Origin of the sequence: Ruminococcus sp. FMBCY1, from assembly GCF_023921805.1 — a bacterium.
Taxonomy (GTDB): domain Bacteria; phylum Bacillota; class Clostridia; order Oscillospirales; family Acutalibacteraceae; genus Ruminococcoides; species Ruminococcoides intestinale_A.
Genome location: NZ_CP074197.1, coordinates 1,737,590 through 1,755,328 on the forward strand (window position 1 = coordinate 1,737,590; position 17,739 = coordinate 1,755,328).

Here is a 17,739-nt window from a genome sequence, read left to right on the forward strand (position 1 = left end):
GTTTAAGGCTTGACCTAAACTTTTAAATTATTTTGCTTAACCCGCCTGCTATACCATAATTTCCTCCAATTCTTAATAAAGAACCGTTTATAAAATATTTTCGAGATTTATTTACATTTACAATTTTTAAAAATCGAAATATTTTGCAAGCAATTGCTTGCATTTGCCGTCATAAGTGAATATAATATAGTTAAAGGAGCGTGATTTATATGGCAAATACTTCAGCAGTTTATGCCCGTATTGATACAGGCTTGAAAGAAAATGCGGAAAATATACTTGCACAGCTTGGTATTACTCCGTCAAGTGCAATTCAGATGCTTTACAGTCAGATTGTACTTACAAGAAGTCTACCCTTAAATCTTCAACTTCCTGTGGTTAAACCGACTGCTATCGGTTCAATGACTCAATCTGAATTAAATGCCGAATTAATAAAGGGTGAAGAATCTATAAAAGCAGGAAAAACCTATACGGCAGATGAGGTGGACGCTGAACTTGCAAAGGAATTCGGTATATGAATAAGTTATATTCGGTTGTGTACTCTCCGAAAGCAAAGGACGATTTAAAAGAAATTTATACTTATATTGCTTTTACTTTGTCAGTTCCGACAACTGCCGAAAAGCAGATAAATCGAATCAGAAAAGCAATTCGTTCACTTGATTTTATGTCGTTAAGAAATCCTGCCGTTGATTGGGAGCCTTGGAAGAGTAAAGGAATGCGCAAAGTTACAGTTGACAAATTCATTGCTTTTTATACGGTAGACACCCGCAGTTTGACCGTTACGGTTATCCGTATTTTTTACGGAGGGCAGGACATTGCAAATATTGCATGGGATTTTGAAAACTTATAAATTGCGATTATCAACTGTTGATAAAATCTCAACACCTTTTTACCTCAAAATCGGCATTGATATTTCTTTACACGCTGTCGGGTGTTGCATTTTAGGGCAAAAATAATCTCCACAGGATTTATTTTCCTGTGGAGAATTTTATTTGCCTAAAAATCAAAATTTCTGAAAAATTTTTGCTTTTTTAGAAAAAAGCCCTTGACAACCTCCCTTTGGTAGCGTAAAATAGTACAATGTACCATAATGGGGTTATGTACCGACACAGTCGGACAAATCGTCAAAAAAATTTATCTTACAGGGGGATATTATCACAAAATCTCCAAAGTGTCAAGAGGTTTTTTTGACAGGGGCATTGCCCTCAAATTTATTAAGGAGTGATACGCCTATGGTTAATGTCAAACCCGTTAAGCTCGGCAATCGTGAACGAATGAGCTTTGGCAAAATCAATGAAGTTATTGATATGCCTAACCTTATTGATGTCCAGAAGCAGTCTTATCAGTGGTTCCTTGACGAAGGTCTTAAAGAAGTATTTAAGGATGTGTCGGGAATTACCGATTATCAAAATAATCTTGTGCTTGATTTTATTGATTACTCTATTGATGTTGATCACCCAAATTACAGCATTGTAGAATGTAAGTCAAGAGATGCTACATTCTCTGCCGCTTTGCGTGTTACAGCAAGACTTTTAAACAGAGCTACAGGTGAGATTAAAGAGAGCAATGTGTTTATGGGCGATTTCCCGCTTATGACACCGAGCGGCACATTCATCATCAACGGTGCAGAGCGTGTTATTGTATCTCAGCTTGTAAGAAGCCCGGGCGTTTATTATAAGATGGACCACGATAAAACAGGTAAAGAGCTTTACAGCGCTACCGTTATTCCTAACCGTGGTGCATGGCTTGAGTACGAAACAGACATCAACGATGTTTTCTATGTTCGTATCGATAAAAACCGTAAGCTTCCCGTTACAGCGTTTATCAGATCTTTAGGTCTTGGCACAGACGCTGAAATTCTCGACTTCTTCGGCGACGACGAGAGAATGAAAGCTACTATTGAAAAAGACCAGACAAGCAGTGTTGAAGAAGGTCTTATCGAAGTTTACAGAAAGCTCCGTCCGTCAGAGCCTCCTACAGTAGACAGCTCTCAACAGCATATCAATAATCTTTTCTTTGACCCCGGCAGATATGATATGTCAAGAGTAGGCAGATACAAGTATAACAAAAAACTCGGCATTGCCGACAGACTTGAAGGCCAGGTTATTGCAGAGCCTATCTCTAACCCACGCACAGGCGAGGTTATGGCTTTCAGAGATGAGAAAATTACTAAAGAAAAGGCTTTAGAAATCGAAAATGCCGGCGTTCAGATTGCTTATGTAAAAGCACAGGACGAAAAAATCGTTAAAGTTATTTCTAACGGTATGGTTGACATCAAGGCTTATGTTGACTTTGATGCAGAGGCTGAATGCGGAATCCGTGAGAATGTTCGTTTTGATGTTCTTTGCGAAATTCTTGACGCAGCACAGAACGAGGAAGAGCTTAAGGAAATGCTCACAGACAGAGCAGACGAGCTTACTCCTAACCATATCACAAAAGATGATATTTTTGCTACAATCAACTACCTTAACTGCGTGGCTCACGGTGTCGGCAGAACAGACGATATCGACCACCTCGGCAACAGAAGAATCCGTTGCGTAGGCGAGCTTTTACAGAACCAGGTAAGAATCGGTTTCTCAAGACTTGACAGAGTTGTAAGAGAAAGAATGGCTACACAGTCACAGGATATGGACTCGCTTTCTCCTAACTCACTTATCAATATTCGTCCGGTAACTGCCGCAATCAGAGAGTTCTTCGGTTCTTCTCCGCTTTCACAGTTCATGGACCAGACAAACCCACTCGCAGAGCTTACTCACAAGCGTCGTTTGTCAGCACTCGGCCCGGGCGGTCTTTCAAGAGATCGTGCAGGCTTTGAAGTTCGAGATGTACACTACACCCACTACGGCAGAATGTGTCCTATCGAAACTCCTGAAGGACCTAACATCGGTCTTATTTCATACCTTACATCATTTGCAAGAATCAACAAGTACGGCTTTATCGAATCACCGTACCGTAAGATTAATAAAGAAACAGGCGTTGTTACAAACGAAGTTGTTTATATGACAGCCGATGTTGAAGACAACTACACCGTAGCACAGGCAAATGAGCCGCTTGACGAGAACGGCAGATTTGTTCATACCAGAGTTGTCGGCAGAAGAAGAGATGAATTCGTAGATCTTCCTGCAGACGAGTTTGACTTTATGGACGTATCGCCTAAGCAGGTACTTTCGGTTGCTACAGCTATGATTCCGTTCCTCGAAAACGATGACGCAAACCGTGCTCTTATGGGTGCGAACATGCAGCGTCAGGCAGTGCCGCTCCTCAGAACAGAAGCACCTATCGTAGGTACAGGTATGGAGTACAAGGCAGGTACAGACTCAGGCGTATGTATTCTTGCGGAAGAGGACGGCGTTGTATTAAGCGTTGACGCCCGCAACATTCGTGTACAGTACGATTCGGGCAGAATTCAGGACTTTGAGGTTATCAAGTTCTTGCGTTCTAACCAGGGTACATGTATCAACCAGCGTCCTATTGTTGAAAGAGGACAGAGAGTTAAGAAAGGCGAAGTTCTCGCTGACGGTCCTGCTACAGACCACGGTGAAGTTGCTATCGGTAAGAACGCACTCATCGGCTTTATGACCTGGGAAGGTTATAACTACGAGGATGCGGTTCTCCTTAACGAAAAAATTGTTAGAGATGATGTTTATACATCTATTCATATTGAGGAATACGATACAGAGGCAAGAGATACAAAGCTCGGCCCTGAAGAAATTACAAGAGATATTCCAAATATCGGCGAAGATATGCTCAAGTACCTTGATGAAGACGGTATTGTTCAGGTAGGTGCAGAGGTTCACGCAGGCGATATTCTTGTAGGTAAGGTTACACCAAAGGGTGAAACCGAGCTTACTGCCGAAGAAAGACTTTTGAGAGCTATCTTTGGCGAAAAGGCAAGAGAAGTAAGAGATACTTCACTCAGAGTACCTCACGGCGAGAGCGGTACAGTTGTAGATGTTAAGGTATTTACAAGAGCCGACAGCCGTAACGAACTCCAGCCCGGTGTAAACAAGGTTGTCAGAGTTTATCTTGCATTAAAGCGTAAAATCAGCGTTGGCGACAAGATGGCGGGTCGTCACGGTAATAAGGGTGTCGTTTCAAGAATTCTTCCTGTAGAGGATATGCCATTCCTTCCTGACGGCACACCGCTTGACATCGTACTTAACCCGTTGGGCGTACCTTCTCGTATGAACATCGGTCAGGTGCTCGAGGTTCACCTCGGCTATGCGGCTAAGGCACTTGGCTGGAAGATTATGACACCTGTATTTGACGGCGCTCACGAAGGCGATATTTTCCAGGCACTTAAAGATGCAGGTTACAGCGAGGACGGTAAGACATGGCTTATCGACGGCAGAACAGGCGAGCGTTTTGACAACCCTGTAACCGTCGGTTATATGTATTACCTTAAGCTCCATCACCTTGTTGACGAGAAGATTCACGCAAGAAGTACAGGTCCTTACTCACTCGTTACACAGCAGCCTCTCGGCGGTAAAGCACAGTTCGGCGGTCAGCGTTTCGGTGAGATGGAAGTTTGGGCACTTGAGGCTTACGGTGCGGCCTATACACTTCAGGAAATTCTTACCGTTAAGTCTGACGATGTTATCGGCAGAGTTAAGACTTATGAGGCAATCGTTAAGGGTCAGAACATTCCTGCACCGGGTATCCCTGAATCATTCAGAGTTCTTATTAAAGAATTGCAGTCACTTGCCCTTGATGTTCGTGTTCTTGACGCACAGGGCGAGGAAATTGACATTAAGCAGAAGTTTGATGAGGACGAAGACATTACAGATGCAGCTACAACCGAGTTCAACGAGGAGAGCGTAATGACCGAGTCAATGGACGGTTACAACCTCGACGAAGAAGGCGAAGAGGGCAATATGTTTGACGATTCGGGTCTTGCAGCAGATGACGATGACAGCGACTACTTCGACTTTGACGACTTAAACAAGAATGATATGTAAGGAGGAAGTATAAAAATGATAGATAATAACGCATTTGATTCAATTAAAATCGGACTTGCTTCCCCTGAGCAAATTAGAGCCTGGTCTTACGGCGAGGTTAAAAAGCCCGAAACAATCAACTACCGTACATTAAAACCTGAGCGTGACGGCTTGTTCTGCGAGCGTATTTTCGGACCTACAAAGGACTGGGAGTGCCACTGCGGTAAATACAAGAGAATCCGTTTTAAGGGTAAAATTTGTGACCGTTGCGGTGTTGAGGTTACAAGAGCAAAAGTAAGAAGAGAGAGAATGGGTCACATTGAGCTTGCCGCTCCTGTTTCTCATATCTGGTACTTCAAGGGTATTCCTTCAAGAATTTCTCTTATGCTCGATATTTCTCCGAGAACACTTGAAAATGTTCTTTATTTCTCAAGATATATTGTTACAGATCCCGGCAACTGCCGTGATCTTGAAAAAAATCAGTGCCTGAGCGAAAAAGAGTACGCTGAAATGCGTGAAAAGTATGACAACGACTTTGAGGCAGGTATGGGTGCAGAGTCTATTCAGAAGTTACTCAAGGAAATTGACCTTGAGCAGCTCTCTGCACAGCTTAAAGAAGAGCTTGAAACAGCATCGGGTCAGAAGAGAGTTCGTATTCTCAAGCGCCTTGATGTTGTTGAGAGTTTCCGCCTTTCGGGCAACCGCCCCGAATGGATGATTATGGATGTTATTCCTGTAATTCCGCCTGATATCCGCCCTATGGTTCAGCTTGACGGCGGCAGATTTGCTACATCTGACCTTAACGACCTTTACAGAAGAGTTATTAACAGAAACAACCGTCTTAAAAAGCTCCTTGAGCTTAACGCTCCTGAAATCATCATCAGAAACGAGAAGAGAATGCTGCAGGAATCTGTAGACGCTCTCATTGACAACGGCAGAAGAGGCAGACCTGTTACAGGCCCTAACAACCGTCCGCTCAAGTCACTTTCCGATATGCTTAAAGGTAAGCAGGGTCGTTTCCGTCAGAACCTTCTCGGTAAGCGTGTTGACTATTCGGGTCGTTCGGTTATCGTTGTAGGCCCTGAACTTAAGATGTACCAGTGCGGTCTTCCTAAGGAAATGGCTATTGAGCTTTTCAAACCGTTTGTTATGAAACGCCTTGTAGAAACTAAGGCTGTTATCAATATTAAGGCTGCAAGAAAAGCAGTTGAGCGTGCAAAGGACGAGGTTTGGGATGCACTTGAGGTTGTAATCAAGGGACACCCTGTTCTTCTCAACCGTGCGCCTACACTTCACAGACTCGGTATTCAGGCATTTGAGCCTGTACTTGTTGAGGGCAGAGCACTTAAGCTTCACCCGCTTGCTTGTACAGCGTACAACGCCGACTTTGACGGCGACCAGATGGCTGTCCATGTACCGCTTTCCGCAGAGGCACAGGCAGAGGCAAGATTCCTTATGCTTGCAGCCGGCAACCTCCTTAAACCGTCAGACGGTCAGCCTGTAACAGTTCCTACACAGGATATGATCCTCGGTTCGTACTACCTTACACTTGATAAGGACGGCGAGCGTGGCGAGGGCAAGGTGTTCCGTGATGTTGATGAAGCTATGATGGCTTATCAGACCGGTGTTATCCAGCTTCACTCAAAGATTAAGGTAAGATACGAAAAGGTAATTGACGGCGTTAAGTATTCCGACCTTGTTGATACAACAATCGGTAAGATTATCTTTAACAACCCGATTCCGCAGAACCTTGGTTTTGTTGACAGAAGCAAGCCTGAAAACCGCTTTAAACTTGAGGTTGACTTCCTTGTAGGTAAGTCTAAACTTAAGAAGATTATTGATAAATGTATTAAGATAAACGGCACAGAGATTACAAGCCATGTTCTTGACCACATCAAGGCACAGGGCTATAAATACTCAACAAGAGGCGCTATTACTGTTGCCGTATGTGACGCCGTTATTCCTCCTGCCAAGAAAGAAATCATCAAAAAGGCAGAGGCTGATGTCGATGCAGTTCGTGAGGACTATATGATGGGTCTTCGTTCCGATGAGGAGCGTTACGAGGAAGTTCTTAAGATTTGGGAGAAGGCTACAAACGATGTAACCGATGCCCTCCAGAAGAACCTTGACCGCTACAACCCAATCTTCATGATGGCTGACTCAGGTGCCCGTGGTAGTATGAGCCAGATTCGTCAGCTTGCAGGTATGCGTGGTCTTATTGCCAATACATCAGGTAAAACAATCGAAATTCCTATCAAGGCTAACTACCGTGAAGGCCTTAACATTATGGAATACTTTATTTCATCCCGAGGCGCTCGTAAAGGTCTTACAGATACAGCGCTCAGAACAGCCGACTCAGGTTACCTTACCCGTCGTCTTGTTGATGTATCACAGGAAGTTATCATTCGTGAGGACGACTGCGGTACAACAGACGGTCTTGAGATTTTCGACATCAAGGCAGGCGAAAACAATGTTATCGAGGGACTTCACGAAAGACTTATCGGCAGATACCTCGTTGACGATTTCTGCGATTCAAACGGCAACACCCTTGTTTCTAAGGATGTAATGATGGGCGACAAAGAGGCTGACATTATCGTAAACAGCGGCGTTGAAAGAATTAAGATTCGTTCCGTACTTTCTTGTCGTGCTAAGCACGGTGCTTGTAAGAAGTGCTACGGTTCTAACCTTGCAAACCGCCAGCCTGTAACAGTCGGTGAGGCAGTAGGTATTATCGCCGCACAGTCAATCGGTGAGCCGGGTACACAGCTTACAATGAGAACATTCCATACCGGCGGTGTTGCATCGGCAGAAGATATCACACAGGGTCTTCCAAGAGTTGAAGAGTTGTTCGAGGCCCGTAAACCAAAGAGCCTTGCAATCATCAGTGAAATTGACGGTGAAGTTAGATTTGAAGAAATCAAAAATGCTCGTCACGCTATTGTATTCAACCACGAAACAGGCGAAGAAAAGCAGTACCTTATTCCTTTCGGCTTTAGAGTTAAGGTTCAGGAAGGTCAGATTATCAAGAAAGGTGACAAAATCACCGACGGTGCTGTTAATCCGCACGATATTCTTGCAATTCTCGGTTCAGACGCAGTAATGAACTACCTTATTTCAGAGGTACAGAGTACCTACCGTTTACAGGGTGTTGAAATCAACGATAAGCACATTGAGGTTATCGTTCGTCAGATGATGAGAAAGGTAAGAGTTGAGGACGCAGGCGATACTAAGTTTATGTCCGGTCAGACCTACGATAAGAACGATGTTCTCTTTGAGAACGAGCAGATTAAAAAGCGTATTGCTAACGGTGAAGAAAACCTCAGAGAGGCAACATTCACACAGTTGCTCCTCGGTATTACAAAGGCAGCACTCGCAACAGACAGCTTCCTTTCTGCCGCATCATTCCAGGAAACAACAAGAGTTCTTACAGATGCAGCTATTAAGGGTAAGATTGATCCGCTTATCGGTCTTAAGGAAAATGTTATTATCGGTAAGGTTATTCCTGCAGGTACAGGTATGCCGAGATATGCAGGCGTAAAGCTCGAAGAGCCGAAGTCAGAGGTTGAAGATGCAGATGAAAATGCTGTTGAATCAACCGAAACTGCAGATATTTCCGAATAATTTTAACTAACATTTTGGTTTAAAAAAATTAAATGCCCGACAATGCATTCAGTCATTGTCGGGCATTTGTGCGTGTGCTTGTAGTTATTAACAATTTGTTATAAATGTGTTAAAAGATTGTCGGTTAGGTCATTAAAAAAACTGTGGTTTAACACGGTGCTTAGGTCAAATGATTAAAAAATTTAGGTCAAGCCTTTTTAAAGGCTTGCGGGTTTGGGCAGCGCCCATAAAATCTTCCGATATAACAATTTATCAGGCGCAAACAGCGTAGTTGTTTGCGTGCTAAAACTAAGTTTGTTAAAACAGGCAATAGCCATTGTAACCGGAAAAGCTAAAAACACGGTCAAAGCATTGCGTTGACCGTGAAAGGGAAGTGTATTTTCTTTTGTTGCTCTCGCAAAAGCTAACGCAGTTATATTCAAGCCGCCAAACAGCAGGCTGTTTGGCTATCGTTAGATTGTGTAAACGAAAAGTATTTGTGGGCTTTGCCCACACCCACAACCTTTGAAAAGGTTGACCAAACTTTTATAATTAAATGTCGAAAACCTAAATTTTACAACACTCAAAATGAATATTTATAAAATTAACAATCAATAAATATTCGTTTTAATTCAAAAATATACATTTATTATACAACAAAAATCGTCCGAATTTGCAGCAAAGGTCAAACTCGGACGATATTATTTTGCTTTAGTAAAAACAATATTTTATCATTGAAATACGCTTAATCTAAATAATATTATAAGATAAAGCCAATCTTTTTCATAACTTTATTCATTGTACGACTGCTGATTTTAAGTGCAATTTCATCCGCTTTACGGTAGCACTCTTCAAGGTAAGCCTTATCCTTGATATATGACTCATAACGCTCACGAATAGGACGGAGTTCTTCTACAACTGCCTCGCCGACAGCTGTCTTAAAGTCGCCGTATCCCTTGCCCTCAAAGTCGTGCTCAATCTGCTCAAAGCTAAGACCTGTGATTGTGCTGTAAATACCCATAAGGTTGTTGATTCCGTCTTTGCCCTCGCCGTAGTGAACATGAGCCTCACTGTCGGTAATCGCACGCTTAAATTTGCGCATAATTGCCTCAGGTGAGTCGAGAAGATGTACGCAGCCGTTTACATTTTCGTCCGATTTACTCATCTTCTTGGTCGGGTCCTGCAAGCTCATTACTCTTGCGCCGTTCTTTGGAATAAATCCTTCAGGGATTTTGAAAACATTGCCGTAAAGACCGTTAAAACGGGTTGCAATATCTCTTGTAATCTCAATGTGCTGCTGCTGGTCTGCACCTACGGGCACTTTATCTGCCTGATAAAGCAAAATGTCGCCTGCCATAAGTGACGGATATGTAAACAAGCCTGCATTTATGTTGTCTGCGTGCTTTGCCGACTTGTCCTTAAACTGTGTCATTCTTGAAAGCTCACCGAACTGTGTGTAGCAGTCGAGCACCCATGCCATTTCTGCGTGTGTGTGCACATGGCTCTGAATGAAGAAAAGGCTCTTTTCTGTATCAATTCCGCAAGCAAGAATTGATGCGTATGCGTCGAGAATATTTTTTCTCATTTGAGCCGGCTCTTGTCTTACCGTAATGGTGTGTAAATCGGCAAGAGCGTAAATGCAGTTGTACTCGTCCTGCATAGTAACCCAATTGCGGATAGCACCAAGATAGTTGCCAAGTGTTATTGTGCCACTCGGCTGAATAGCACTGAATGCGATTTGTTTCTTTTCGTTTTCCATAAATATTCTCCTTTATTTCAGCTTGCTGTTTGCCAGCTCGCCGAGTATCTTAATGCCTTTTTCAAGCTGTTCATCGGTCGGTGTTGAAAAGTTGATTCTGAAACTGTTGCACTTTTCGTTTTCGTCTGTAAGAAATGCATTGCCCGGTACTACGCATACCTTTTTGAGCACGGCTTCTTTGCAGAATGACGGCATATCAATGCTTTCGGGCAGGTCGCACCAAATGAAAAGTCCGCCGTCAATTTTATGATAAGTAATTGCGGGACTTGCGTATTTGTCGAGCAAATCCATACAGAATTGTGCTTTTTTAGTGTATAGCTTGCGTAATTTTTCAAGATGTGCGTTGAAGTCATATTTTGTAATAAACTCATCGCAAACATACTGCGACCATATATTGGTGTGAACATCACTGCCTTGCTTGCATACCACGAGCTTTTGGAAAATCTGCTTTGGCGCAATGCAGTAAGCAACACGCATACCCGGTGAAATTACCTTTGAAAACGAACCGCAGTAAATTACGATTTCGTCCTCGTCAAAGCTCTTGATGTTTGGGATAAATTCGCCGCTGTATCTTAAATCTCCGTAAGGGTTGTCCTCAAGAATAAGAATGCCGTACTTTTTTGCAAGCTCATAAACAGCCTTGCGTTTTTCAAGGCTCATTGTAACGCCCGACGGATTCTGAAAATTTGGTATTGTATAAATAAATTTTGCGTTTTTGTTGTCTTTAAGCGCCTGCTCAAGGGCGGTAATGCTCATTCCGTCAGGCTCAACGGGAACGCCGACAAGTTTTGCGTTGTAACTTCTGAATGTGTTGAGAGAACCGATAAAAGACGGCGCTTCGCAAATAACCACATCACCCTCGTTTACAAGAGCCTTTGAGCATAAATCCATAACCTGCTGTGCACCTGTGGTGATTAAAATATCGTCACCCTCTCTGCCGATGTTATGTTCTTTTTTCATATATTCGGTAAGGTGTCGGCGCAGGGGAGTGTAGCCCTCGCTTACGCTGTACTGTAATACGGAAATAGGATTTTCGGCAAGAACTTTTGCGGAAATCTCTGCTATTTCCTTTGCGGGAAAGGCATCGGGGGAAGGGTTGCCCGCAGAAAGCGATACAACCTCGGGGTCTGCCGCATATTTAAAAATCTCTCTGATTGCACTTGGCTTAAGGTTAGAAACCCTGTCGGAAAATGTATATTCCATTTAAAAAATCTCCTTTTTGCATTTTTAACTGATAAAGTCAAAAAGCAATATATTTTATTGTAACACGATAGGCAAAAATATTCAAGCACCGAGAGGGAAAAGCTACAATTTATGCCGTAATTTTTTGAAAATTATGCTAAAAATACAAACAAATAATCTGCAATTTCAGTCTGTTGTAAAAATAATTAAAGAAAGTTCCGACATAATTAATGAAAATGCGCTTTAATTCCAATATCGAAAAATAAATTATTGCAATTATGTTACTATGTATATGAAATTGATTACTTATATTAAGGTTAATCAGGAGGATAATGGAATGGACAGTTCAGAAATCAAGCAGCTCCAAATCCTTGCAACAAAGGCAAGAATGGGAGCAATTCTCGGCACTTTTTGTGCTAAGTCGGGACATCCGGGCGGTAGCCTTTCGGCAGCGGATATTTTCACATATCTCTACTTTAAGGAAATGAATGTTGACCCTAAGAATCCTAAGTGGGAGGACAGAGATCGTTTTGTTCTTTCAAAGGGCCATTGTTGCCCAAGCCTTTATGCGGTTCTTGCACTTAAGGGCTATTTTGAATGGGACGAGCTTTCAAAGCTCCGTCATGTAGGTGCAATGTTACAGGGTCACCCTGATATGAAGGGCACACCCGGCATTGATATGAGCACAGGCTCACTCGGACAGGGTATTTCTGCGGCTTGCGGTATGGCGCTTTCCGCAAAAATCAGCAACAAGAGCTACCGTGTATATTCTGTACTCGGCGACGGCGAGGTTGAAGAAGGTCAGGTATGGGAGGCTGCTATGTTTGCCGCTCACAATAAGCTTGACAATCTTGTGATTTTCGTTGACCAGAACGGTTTACAGATTGACGGTACAGTTGACGAAGTTGCAGGTATTGAGCCGCTCGACAAAAAGTTTGAGAGTTTTGGTTTTGAAGTGTTTAAGATAGACGGTCATGACTTCAATCAGATTGAGGACGCACTTAACAAGGCAAGAGAAGTTAAGGGCAAGCCTGTTGCTATCCTTGCAAAGACAGTAAAGGGCAAGGGCGTTTCATTTATGGAAAATCAGGTTGGCTGGCACGGCACAGCTCCTAACAAAGAGCAGTACGAGCAGGCTACAGCCGAGCTTCAGGCTGAAATTGACAGATTGGAGGGCAATTGCTAATGGCTGAATCAAAGAAAATTGCTACTCGTGAGAGCTTTGGTATGGCACTTTGCGAGCTTGCTAAGACTAACGAGGACATCGTTGTATTTGACGCTGACCTTGCAGCGGCAACAAAGACAAGTATTTTTAAAAAGGAATTTCCCGAAAGATTTTTCGACTGCGGTATTGCTGAGGGCAATATGGTAGGCGTTGCGGCAGGTCTTGCGGCAGCAGGCAAAATTCCTGTAGCGGCATCATTTGCAATGTTTGCAACAGGCAGAGCATTTGAACAGATCAGAAACTCGGTTGCTTATCCGCACCTTAATGTTAAGATTGCAGGCAGCCACGCAGGTATTTCTACAGGTGAAGACGGCGCAACTCACCAGTGCCTTGAGGATATCGGTATTATGCGTACAATTCCGGGTATGGTAGTTATCAACCCTGCCGACCACTACGAGATGATGGCTGCAACAAAGGCAGCTATCGAGTACGACGGCCCTGTATATATCCGTCTTGGCAGACTTGCTATTGAGAGCTTTAACGACCCTGAAACTTATACATTTGAACTTGGCAAGGGTATTACACTCCTTGACGGTGACGATGTGGCAGTTATTGCAACAGGTCTTTGTGTAAATGAGGCTCTTAAGGCTTGTAAGCAGCTTAAGGAAGAGGGCATTAACGCTCGCCTTATTAATATTCACACAATCAAGCCTATCGACAGAGAAATCATCGTTAAGGCTGCAAAAGAAACAGGCAGAATTATTACAATTGAAGAGCATAATGTAATCGGTGGTCTTGGTGACGCTGTATGTTCTGTAGTAAGTGAGGAATATCCTGTTAAGGTAACAAAGGTTGGCGTAAACGATTGCTTTGGTTACAGCGGCCCTGCACTTGAGCTTCTCGATAAGTTTGAGCTTACAGCTCCGCATCTTGCAAAGAAAATCAAAGCAGCTGCTCAGGATAAGTAATTTAAAATCAAATAGATTTGTATTTACCGCTCGACAAAATTGTCGGGCGGTTTTTTCTTGTGAAATGTTGTGTTAATAGTAAGAAGTGTGGTTTAACACACAAAGTTTAGTTTAATAAATTCAAAATTTAGGTCAACCCTTTTTAAAGGGTTACGGGTTTGGGAAAATTTGAAATTATAAAAGCAAAGTACTGCTTATTGGACACCTTAGTTGTTATACTTTAGATAAGGATAGAGAATATAAAACTATTCTTATAATACTATAAAGGAGATATGACTATGGGAAAACTTACTATTGAAGGCAATGCAAAGCGAGTATGTCATTGCGATGTGATGAAAATTACTGTTGATTTTAGAACTCGCGAAACTTCAACGACAGAGGCACTCGAAAAGGTGATGAACCAATGTGAGGAGTTCCTTTCTGTACTCGATGAGAACGGCGTTGATATTGAGAATATAGTTTTGGGCGATACTTCGGTTGATGCGAGGTATTATGATGAGGGCGAAAAAAATTTTTATGCTAGCAGAGAAATAAACATTTACTCAGCATTTGATATGAAATTTTTAAATTTTATTATGTCATTTATAAAGAACAAGAATTTTAATGCAGATGTAGATTGTGATTATGGCATTTCAAATATAAATGTAATACATAAAGAACTTTTAAAAGAGGCGGTGCTTGATTCAAAGACGAAGGCAGAGGCAATCGCAGAGTCTGTTGGAGAAAAAATTACAGGAATAGATACCATAAAAGGTCCGAATAGAGATGATGATGAAGAAATTCACATGCTTGCCGAGGGAGTACATAAGATTAGTGCAGGTCCATCGTATAAATTATCAGACAAATTAAAGTCACCTGTTAGTACGGAAGAGGAAAAGGTGACGGTTACTTGGATTGTTGAGTAATTTAAAATACAATAAAGATAAAAGAGCAAAAACACAGCCCGATTCGTTTCTTGAATCGGGCTGTGCAGCGTTTAATTATAACAAATTATATTGCGAAGTCTGAAACCTCTTTATTATTTGCTACAGTTTTAACCTGTTCTATAAGTTTACTTGGATTTGTCTTGTAAAGGTGTCCTACGCTTATGCCGTTTACCTCTGCAAGGTATTTGTTTCCGCCTGCATCATAGAATTTAACTGTATCTGTACTGCCGTCTGTATATTTGTACTCGGCTGTAAATACCGCCTTTCCGCTTGGCTTGTCACTGCTTGTGTCGCTTTTCTTAAGTAATGTAAGGTTCTGGAAGAATGTTGAGAAGTATGATGAGTTAATCTCACTGTCACCGTACATTACAGATGTTGTGGTTGTAGTTGATTCCTCGCCGTCATCGTTTGTTGTAGCGGTTTCCTTTGTGCCTATGTCAAAGGTATAAGTGTCGGAACCGTTGTTTACCGTAAGTGTGGAAACAGCCGTCATAAGCGGATGGAGAACATACTCTGACGAAAGTTTTTCGTAACTCATATCTACCCAAGGCAAGTTTGCGGATGCCATTGAATAAACAACTTTTCCGCCCTTTTCCATAATGTTTACATTGCCCGAGCCGTCAGGCTGTGATGCAATAAGGTTTATTGTTGTGTCCGGATACACAGCCTCAAGAGTTACATACGGATCTGCCAGTCCGAGTTCTTTGAGTTGAGCGTCGGACGGTTTTACCATTTTTACCGACTTGGCATACAAGCCTCTGATTGCACCTGATACCTTACTGCTTGCATCTTCGCTTGCGTAAGCCTTATTAGGTGAAGTGATAACTGTTGCAGCGGAGTTCTTTCCGTCGTTGTTCGGTTCAAGAACTACGGCTTGCGGGAAGTTTTTACCCGAAAGTGTAATTTTGCTGAACTGTGAATTGTCTGTATCCGATGCGGCATCATTGATTGCCTTTGAGAACATATCGGTAAGGCTGTATGAGAACGAGTCTACGGCATCACTTTCTACAAGGTAGATTGTGTCAGATGTACCGAACTTTACATATGTTCCTGCCGATGACGGAGCATTGCCGCCTACAATGAATTTAGCCTTTGTGTTGTCTGTATATGTAACAAGGACTGTTGCTTTCGGATTGTCAAAACCGCACTCCGAAGATTTTGCACCGTCAAGGCTGATTACTTTGCTGAAATCAAGTGCCGCAGCATCGTTTGCGATTGCATCGGCGTAGCCTGTCTGCAAATCAAAATCTTCAAAGCCTACAAGAGTATAAACGGTTTTTTCTGTCTTGCCGTTATCATCAACGGGAGTTTCAGACTTTATGTCGAGTGTACCCGATGTGTTTTCAACATTGATTGTTGAAATCTTTGCAGGCACATAATCAAGCAAAGTACCGTAGCTGTTATTTTCAATTTCGCCCTTATCGTTTGTTTTGATGGTTGCCTGGTGCATACCGTTTCCATCAACAGATGTTGACATATCAATACCCGGGTCAATGCTGTCCATCGGGTCTGCGTTATCGCCTGATTTCGGCAGGAATATCAGCAACAGCATTACGCCTACGAGCACAACTGCTGCGGCTGCGATTATAATAAGAAGTTTAACATTCTTTTTCATTATTTGTTCCTCCTGCGTAACCACATTACAATGCCTGTTACGAGAACTGCAACAGGAACTACGATTACAAATATAACGAAGAGAGTGTTCTTTGTTGTTGCATCGGTAATTCCGAGCTCGGCATTCTGCATTGATTTACCCTCAATGGTAATACCCGCATCGTCCTTATCTGCAAGTGTGTTAATCATATTCATAAAGTAGCCTGAATTGTTAAAGCTGTTGTATGACATAATGTCAGAAGTAAACATTGAATATGAACCGAAAACAACTACCTTTGAAGATGCATTGTCTGTATTTGACTTAACGCCCTCGGCGGCAACATTAATATTTTCGCCTGTAATGCCGTTTTTGTAATTCCAAGTGTCATCAGCGTCTGTTGGGTAAATACCTGCTGATGTAGATGTTGTAAGAAGTGCGTGTGAAACGCTTGAATCCGAAAGTGTAACGCTTCTTGCAAAGAGTGTTACAACAGGGATATTAGGATTTTTAAGTCCTGTTGTGTAGTAGTCGGTGTAGTCAACTGTGAAGATGTACGGTGAGCTGTTGCTTACAAGGCGGTCTGTGCTTGTTTCATAAACATAGCCCGGATTTACCTGCATACCCCACTCGTTTAAAAGACTGTCAATGTTTGGAGTGTCTACATTGTTTTCTGTAGGGATAAAGATAAGGTTTCTGCCGTATTTGCCGTCATTGTCAAGCCACTTTGAAATCTTTTCGACTGTGCCTTCGTCAAGGTCAACAGACGGTGCATAAAGGATTGCAAACTTAGCGTCCTCATCAAGGTCGCCTGTAGCGAGAGAAACATCGTTTACCTGATAAGCGTTGTTCTGTAAAAGAGTTTTGATTGCCGACGAATCCTGCTCCTGGTTACCTGTAATCATATCAACTACAACTTTGTCTTCTGTAGTAACATTGAGAATAGCTGTAACAACGGCCTGTTCAACAAGTGAAGATGTTACATAGTAAGTGCCGTACTGTGAATAGTAATCCTTGTCGTATTCAAAGCAGTCGTCAATTGTAAGCACTCTGTACTGGTCGCCGCACTCGATGATCATCATATTTGAGTTTTTGCTCCAATCTGCGTCTGAATATTTCTGTGAAATAGACGGATTGCTTGAAAGGTCAATGTAATTAAGTTTGATTTTGCCGTTTGATGCGCTCTCCATTTTTTCAAGGAGTTTGTTTGCCTGAATGTAATACGCACCCGAACCCTCAAACTTTTCTTCTGTTGTAAGAACAGTGATTTTAATGTCTTTGTCAATGTGAGAAACATAGTCTATAGTGTCGTTTTCAAGTGCAAATGAAGATTCTTTGGTAAAGTCAAGAACCATATTCGGGAATCTTCCAACGAGAAGCGAAACCACTATGTTGAGAACGATAACAAGTGCGATTACAATTGCAACAATTGCCGCCGCAATTGAGCCGTGGCGGGCTTTTCTTGATTTTAAGAAATTCTTAAATCCGCCCTTTTTCTTGTCTTTCTTAGGCTTTTCGGTTTTTTCGGTCTTAGCCGCTTTATCGTCGTCTGTTTTTGTTTTAACTTCGGCAGTGTTTTCTGCCACGGTGTCTTTTTTCAATTCGCTCATTGCT

At 42.3% G+C, this 17,739-nt stretch carries 12 protein-coding genes; 7 read left to right on the forward strand and 5 right to left on the reverse strand.

All coding sequences use genetic code 11. The features are described 5' to 3' along the window. Window positions 1-209 precede the first annotated feature (209 nt). The 4 genes from KGF34_RS08565 (at window position 210) to rpoC (ending at window position 8,555) form a co-directional block, all read left to right on the forward strand. A complete protein-coding gene (locus KGF34_RS08565) occupies window positions 210-515 on the forward strand; it encodes a type II toxin-antitoxin system RelB/DinJ family antitoxin (RefSeq protein WP_022234234.1) in 306 nt (101 codons plus the stop codon). Then, a complete protein-coding gene (locus KGF34_RS08570; protein ID WP_252558738.1) occupies window positions 512-847 on the forward strand; it encodes a type II toxin-antitoxin system RelE/ParE family toxin in 336 nt (111 codons plus the stop codon). Before KGF34_RS08565 ends, KGF34_RS08570 begins: the two co-directional genes overlap by 4 nt. Window positions 848-1,229: 382 nt before the next feature. Next, window positions 1,230-4,955, forward strand: coding sequence for a DNA-directed RNA polymerase subunit beta (gene rpoB / locus KGF34_RS08575; RefSeq protein WP_252558739.1), 3,726 nt, complete (start codon window positions 1,230-1,232; stop codon window positions 4,953-4,955). A gap of 15 nt (window positions 4,956-4,970) precedes the next feature. After that, the gene (gene rpoC / locus KGF34_RS08580) at window positions 4,971-8,555 is read left to right on the forward strand and encodes a DNA-directed RNA polymerase subunit beta' (protein WP_252558740.1); all 3,585 of its coding nucleotides are present in this window, start codon (window positions 4,971-4,973) and stop codon (window positions 8,553-8,555) included. 197 nt (window positions 8,556-8,752) lie between these two features. Here the strand turns inward: rpoC and KGF34_RS08585 are convergent, their stop codons facing one another. The 3 genes from KGF34_RS08585 to KGF34_RS08595 form a co-directional block, all read right to left on the reverse strand. Then, window positions 8,753-8,977: a hypothetical protein gene (locus KGF34_RS08585; protein ID WP_252558741.1), complete on the reverse strand. Its 225-nt coding sequence runs from the start codon at window positions 8,975-8,977 to the stop codon at window positions 8,753-8,755. 317 nt (window positions 8,978-9,294) lie between these two features. Beyond that, window positions 9,295-10,293, reverse strand: a complete 999-nt coding sequence (trpS, locus tag KGF34_RS08590; protein ID WP_252558742.1) for a tryptophan--tRNA ligase — start codon at window positions 10,291-10,293, stop codon at window positions 9,295-9,297. Window positions 10,294-10,305: 12 nt separating this feature from the next. Continuing rightward, on the reverse strand, window positions 10,306-11,496 hold the full coding sequence (locus tag KGF34_RS08595) for a PLP-dependent aminotransferase family protein (RefSeq protein ID WP_022233902.1): 1,191 nt from the start codon (window positions 11,494-11,496) through the stop codon (window positions 10,306-10,308). Between the two features lie 316 nt (window positions 11,497-11,812). On the opposite strand from KGF34_RS08595, the gene KGF34_RS08600 reads away from it, so the two are divergent. The 3 genes from KGF34_RS08600 to KGF34_RS08610 all read left to right on the forward strand — a co-directional run bounded on the left by KGF34_RS08600 (window position 11,813) and on the right by KGF34_RS08610 (window position 14,513). Beyond that, the gene (locus KGF34_RS08600) at window positions 11,813-12,661 is read left to right on the forward strand and encodes a transketolase (RefSeq protein WP_022234133.1); all 849 of its coding nucleotides are present in this window, start codon (window positions 11,813-11,815) and stop codon (window positions 12,659-12,661) included. Beyond that, entirely contained in the window at window positions 12,661-13,608 is a 948-nt protein-coding gene (locus KGF34_RS08605; protein WP_022234134.1) for a transketolase family protein, read from the forward strand. The genes KGF34_RS08600 and KGF34_RS08605 overlap by 1 nt, the downstream gene beginning before the upstream one ends. Window positions 13,609-13,886: 278 nt before the next feature. After that, entirely contained in the window at window positions 13,887-14,513 is a 627-nt protein-coding gene (locus KGF34_RS08610) for an SIMPL domain-containing protein (protein ID WP_178587504.1), read from the forward strand. Between the two features lie 85 nt (window positions 14,514-14,598). On the opposite strand, the gene KGF34_RS08615 is transcribed toward KGF34_RS08610, so the two are convergent. Further along, the gene (locus KGF34_RS08615) at window positions 14,599-16,149 is read right to left on the reverse strand and encodes a DUF4340 domain-containing protein (protein ID WP_252558743.1); all 1,551 of its coding nucleotides are present in this window, start codon (window positions 16,147-16,149) and stop codon (window positions 14,599-14,601) included. After that, entirely contained in the window at window positions 16,149-17,735 is a 1,587-nt protein-coding gene (locus KGF34_RS08620; RefSeq protein WP_252558744.1) for a GldG family protein, read from the reverse strand. Before KGF34_RS08620 ends, KGF34_RS08615 begins: the two co-directional genes overlap by 1 nt. Between the last annotated feature and the right edge of the window lie 4 nt (window positions 17,736-17,739).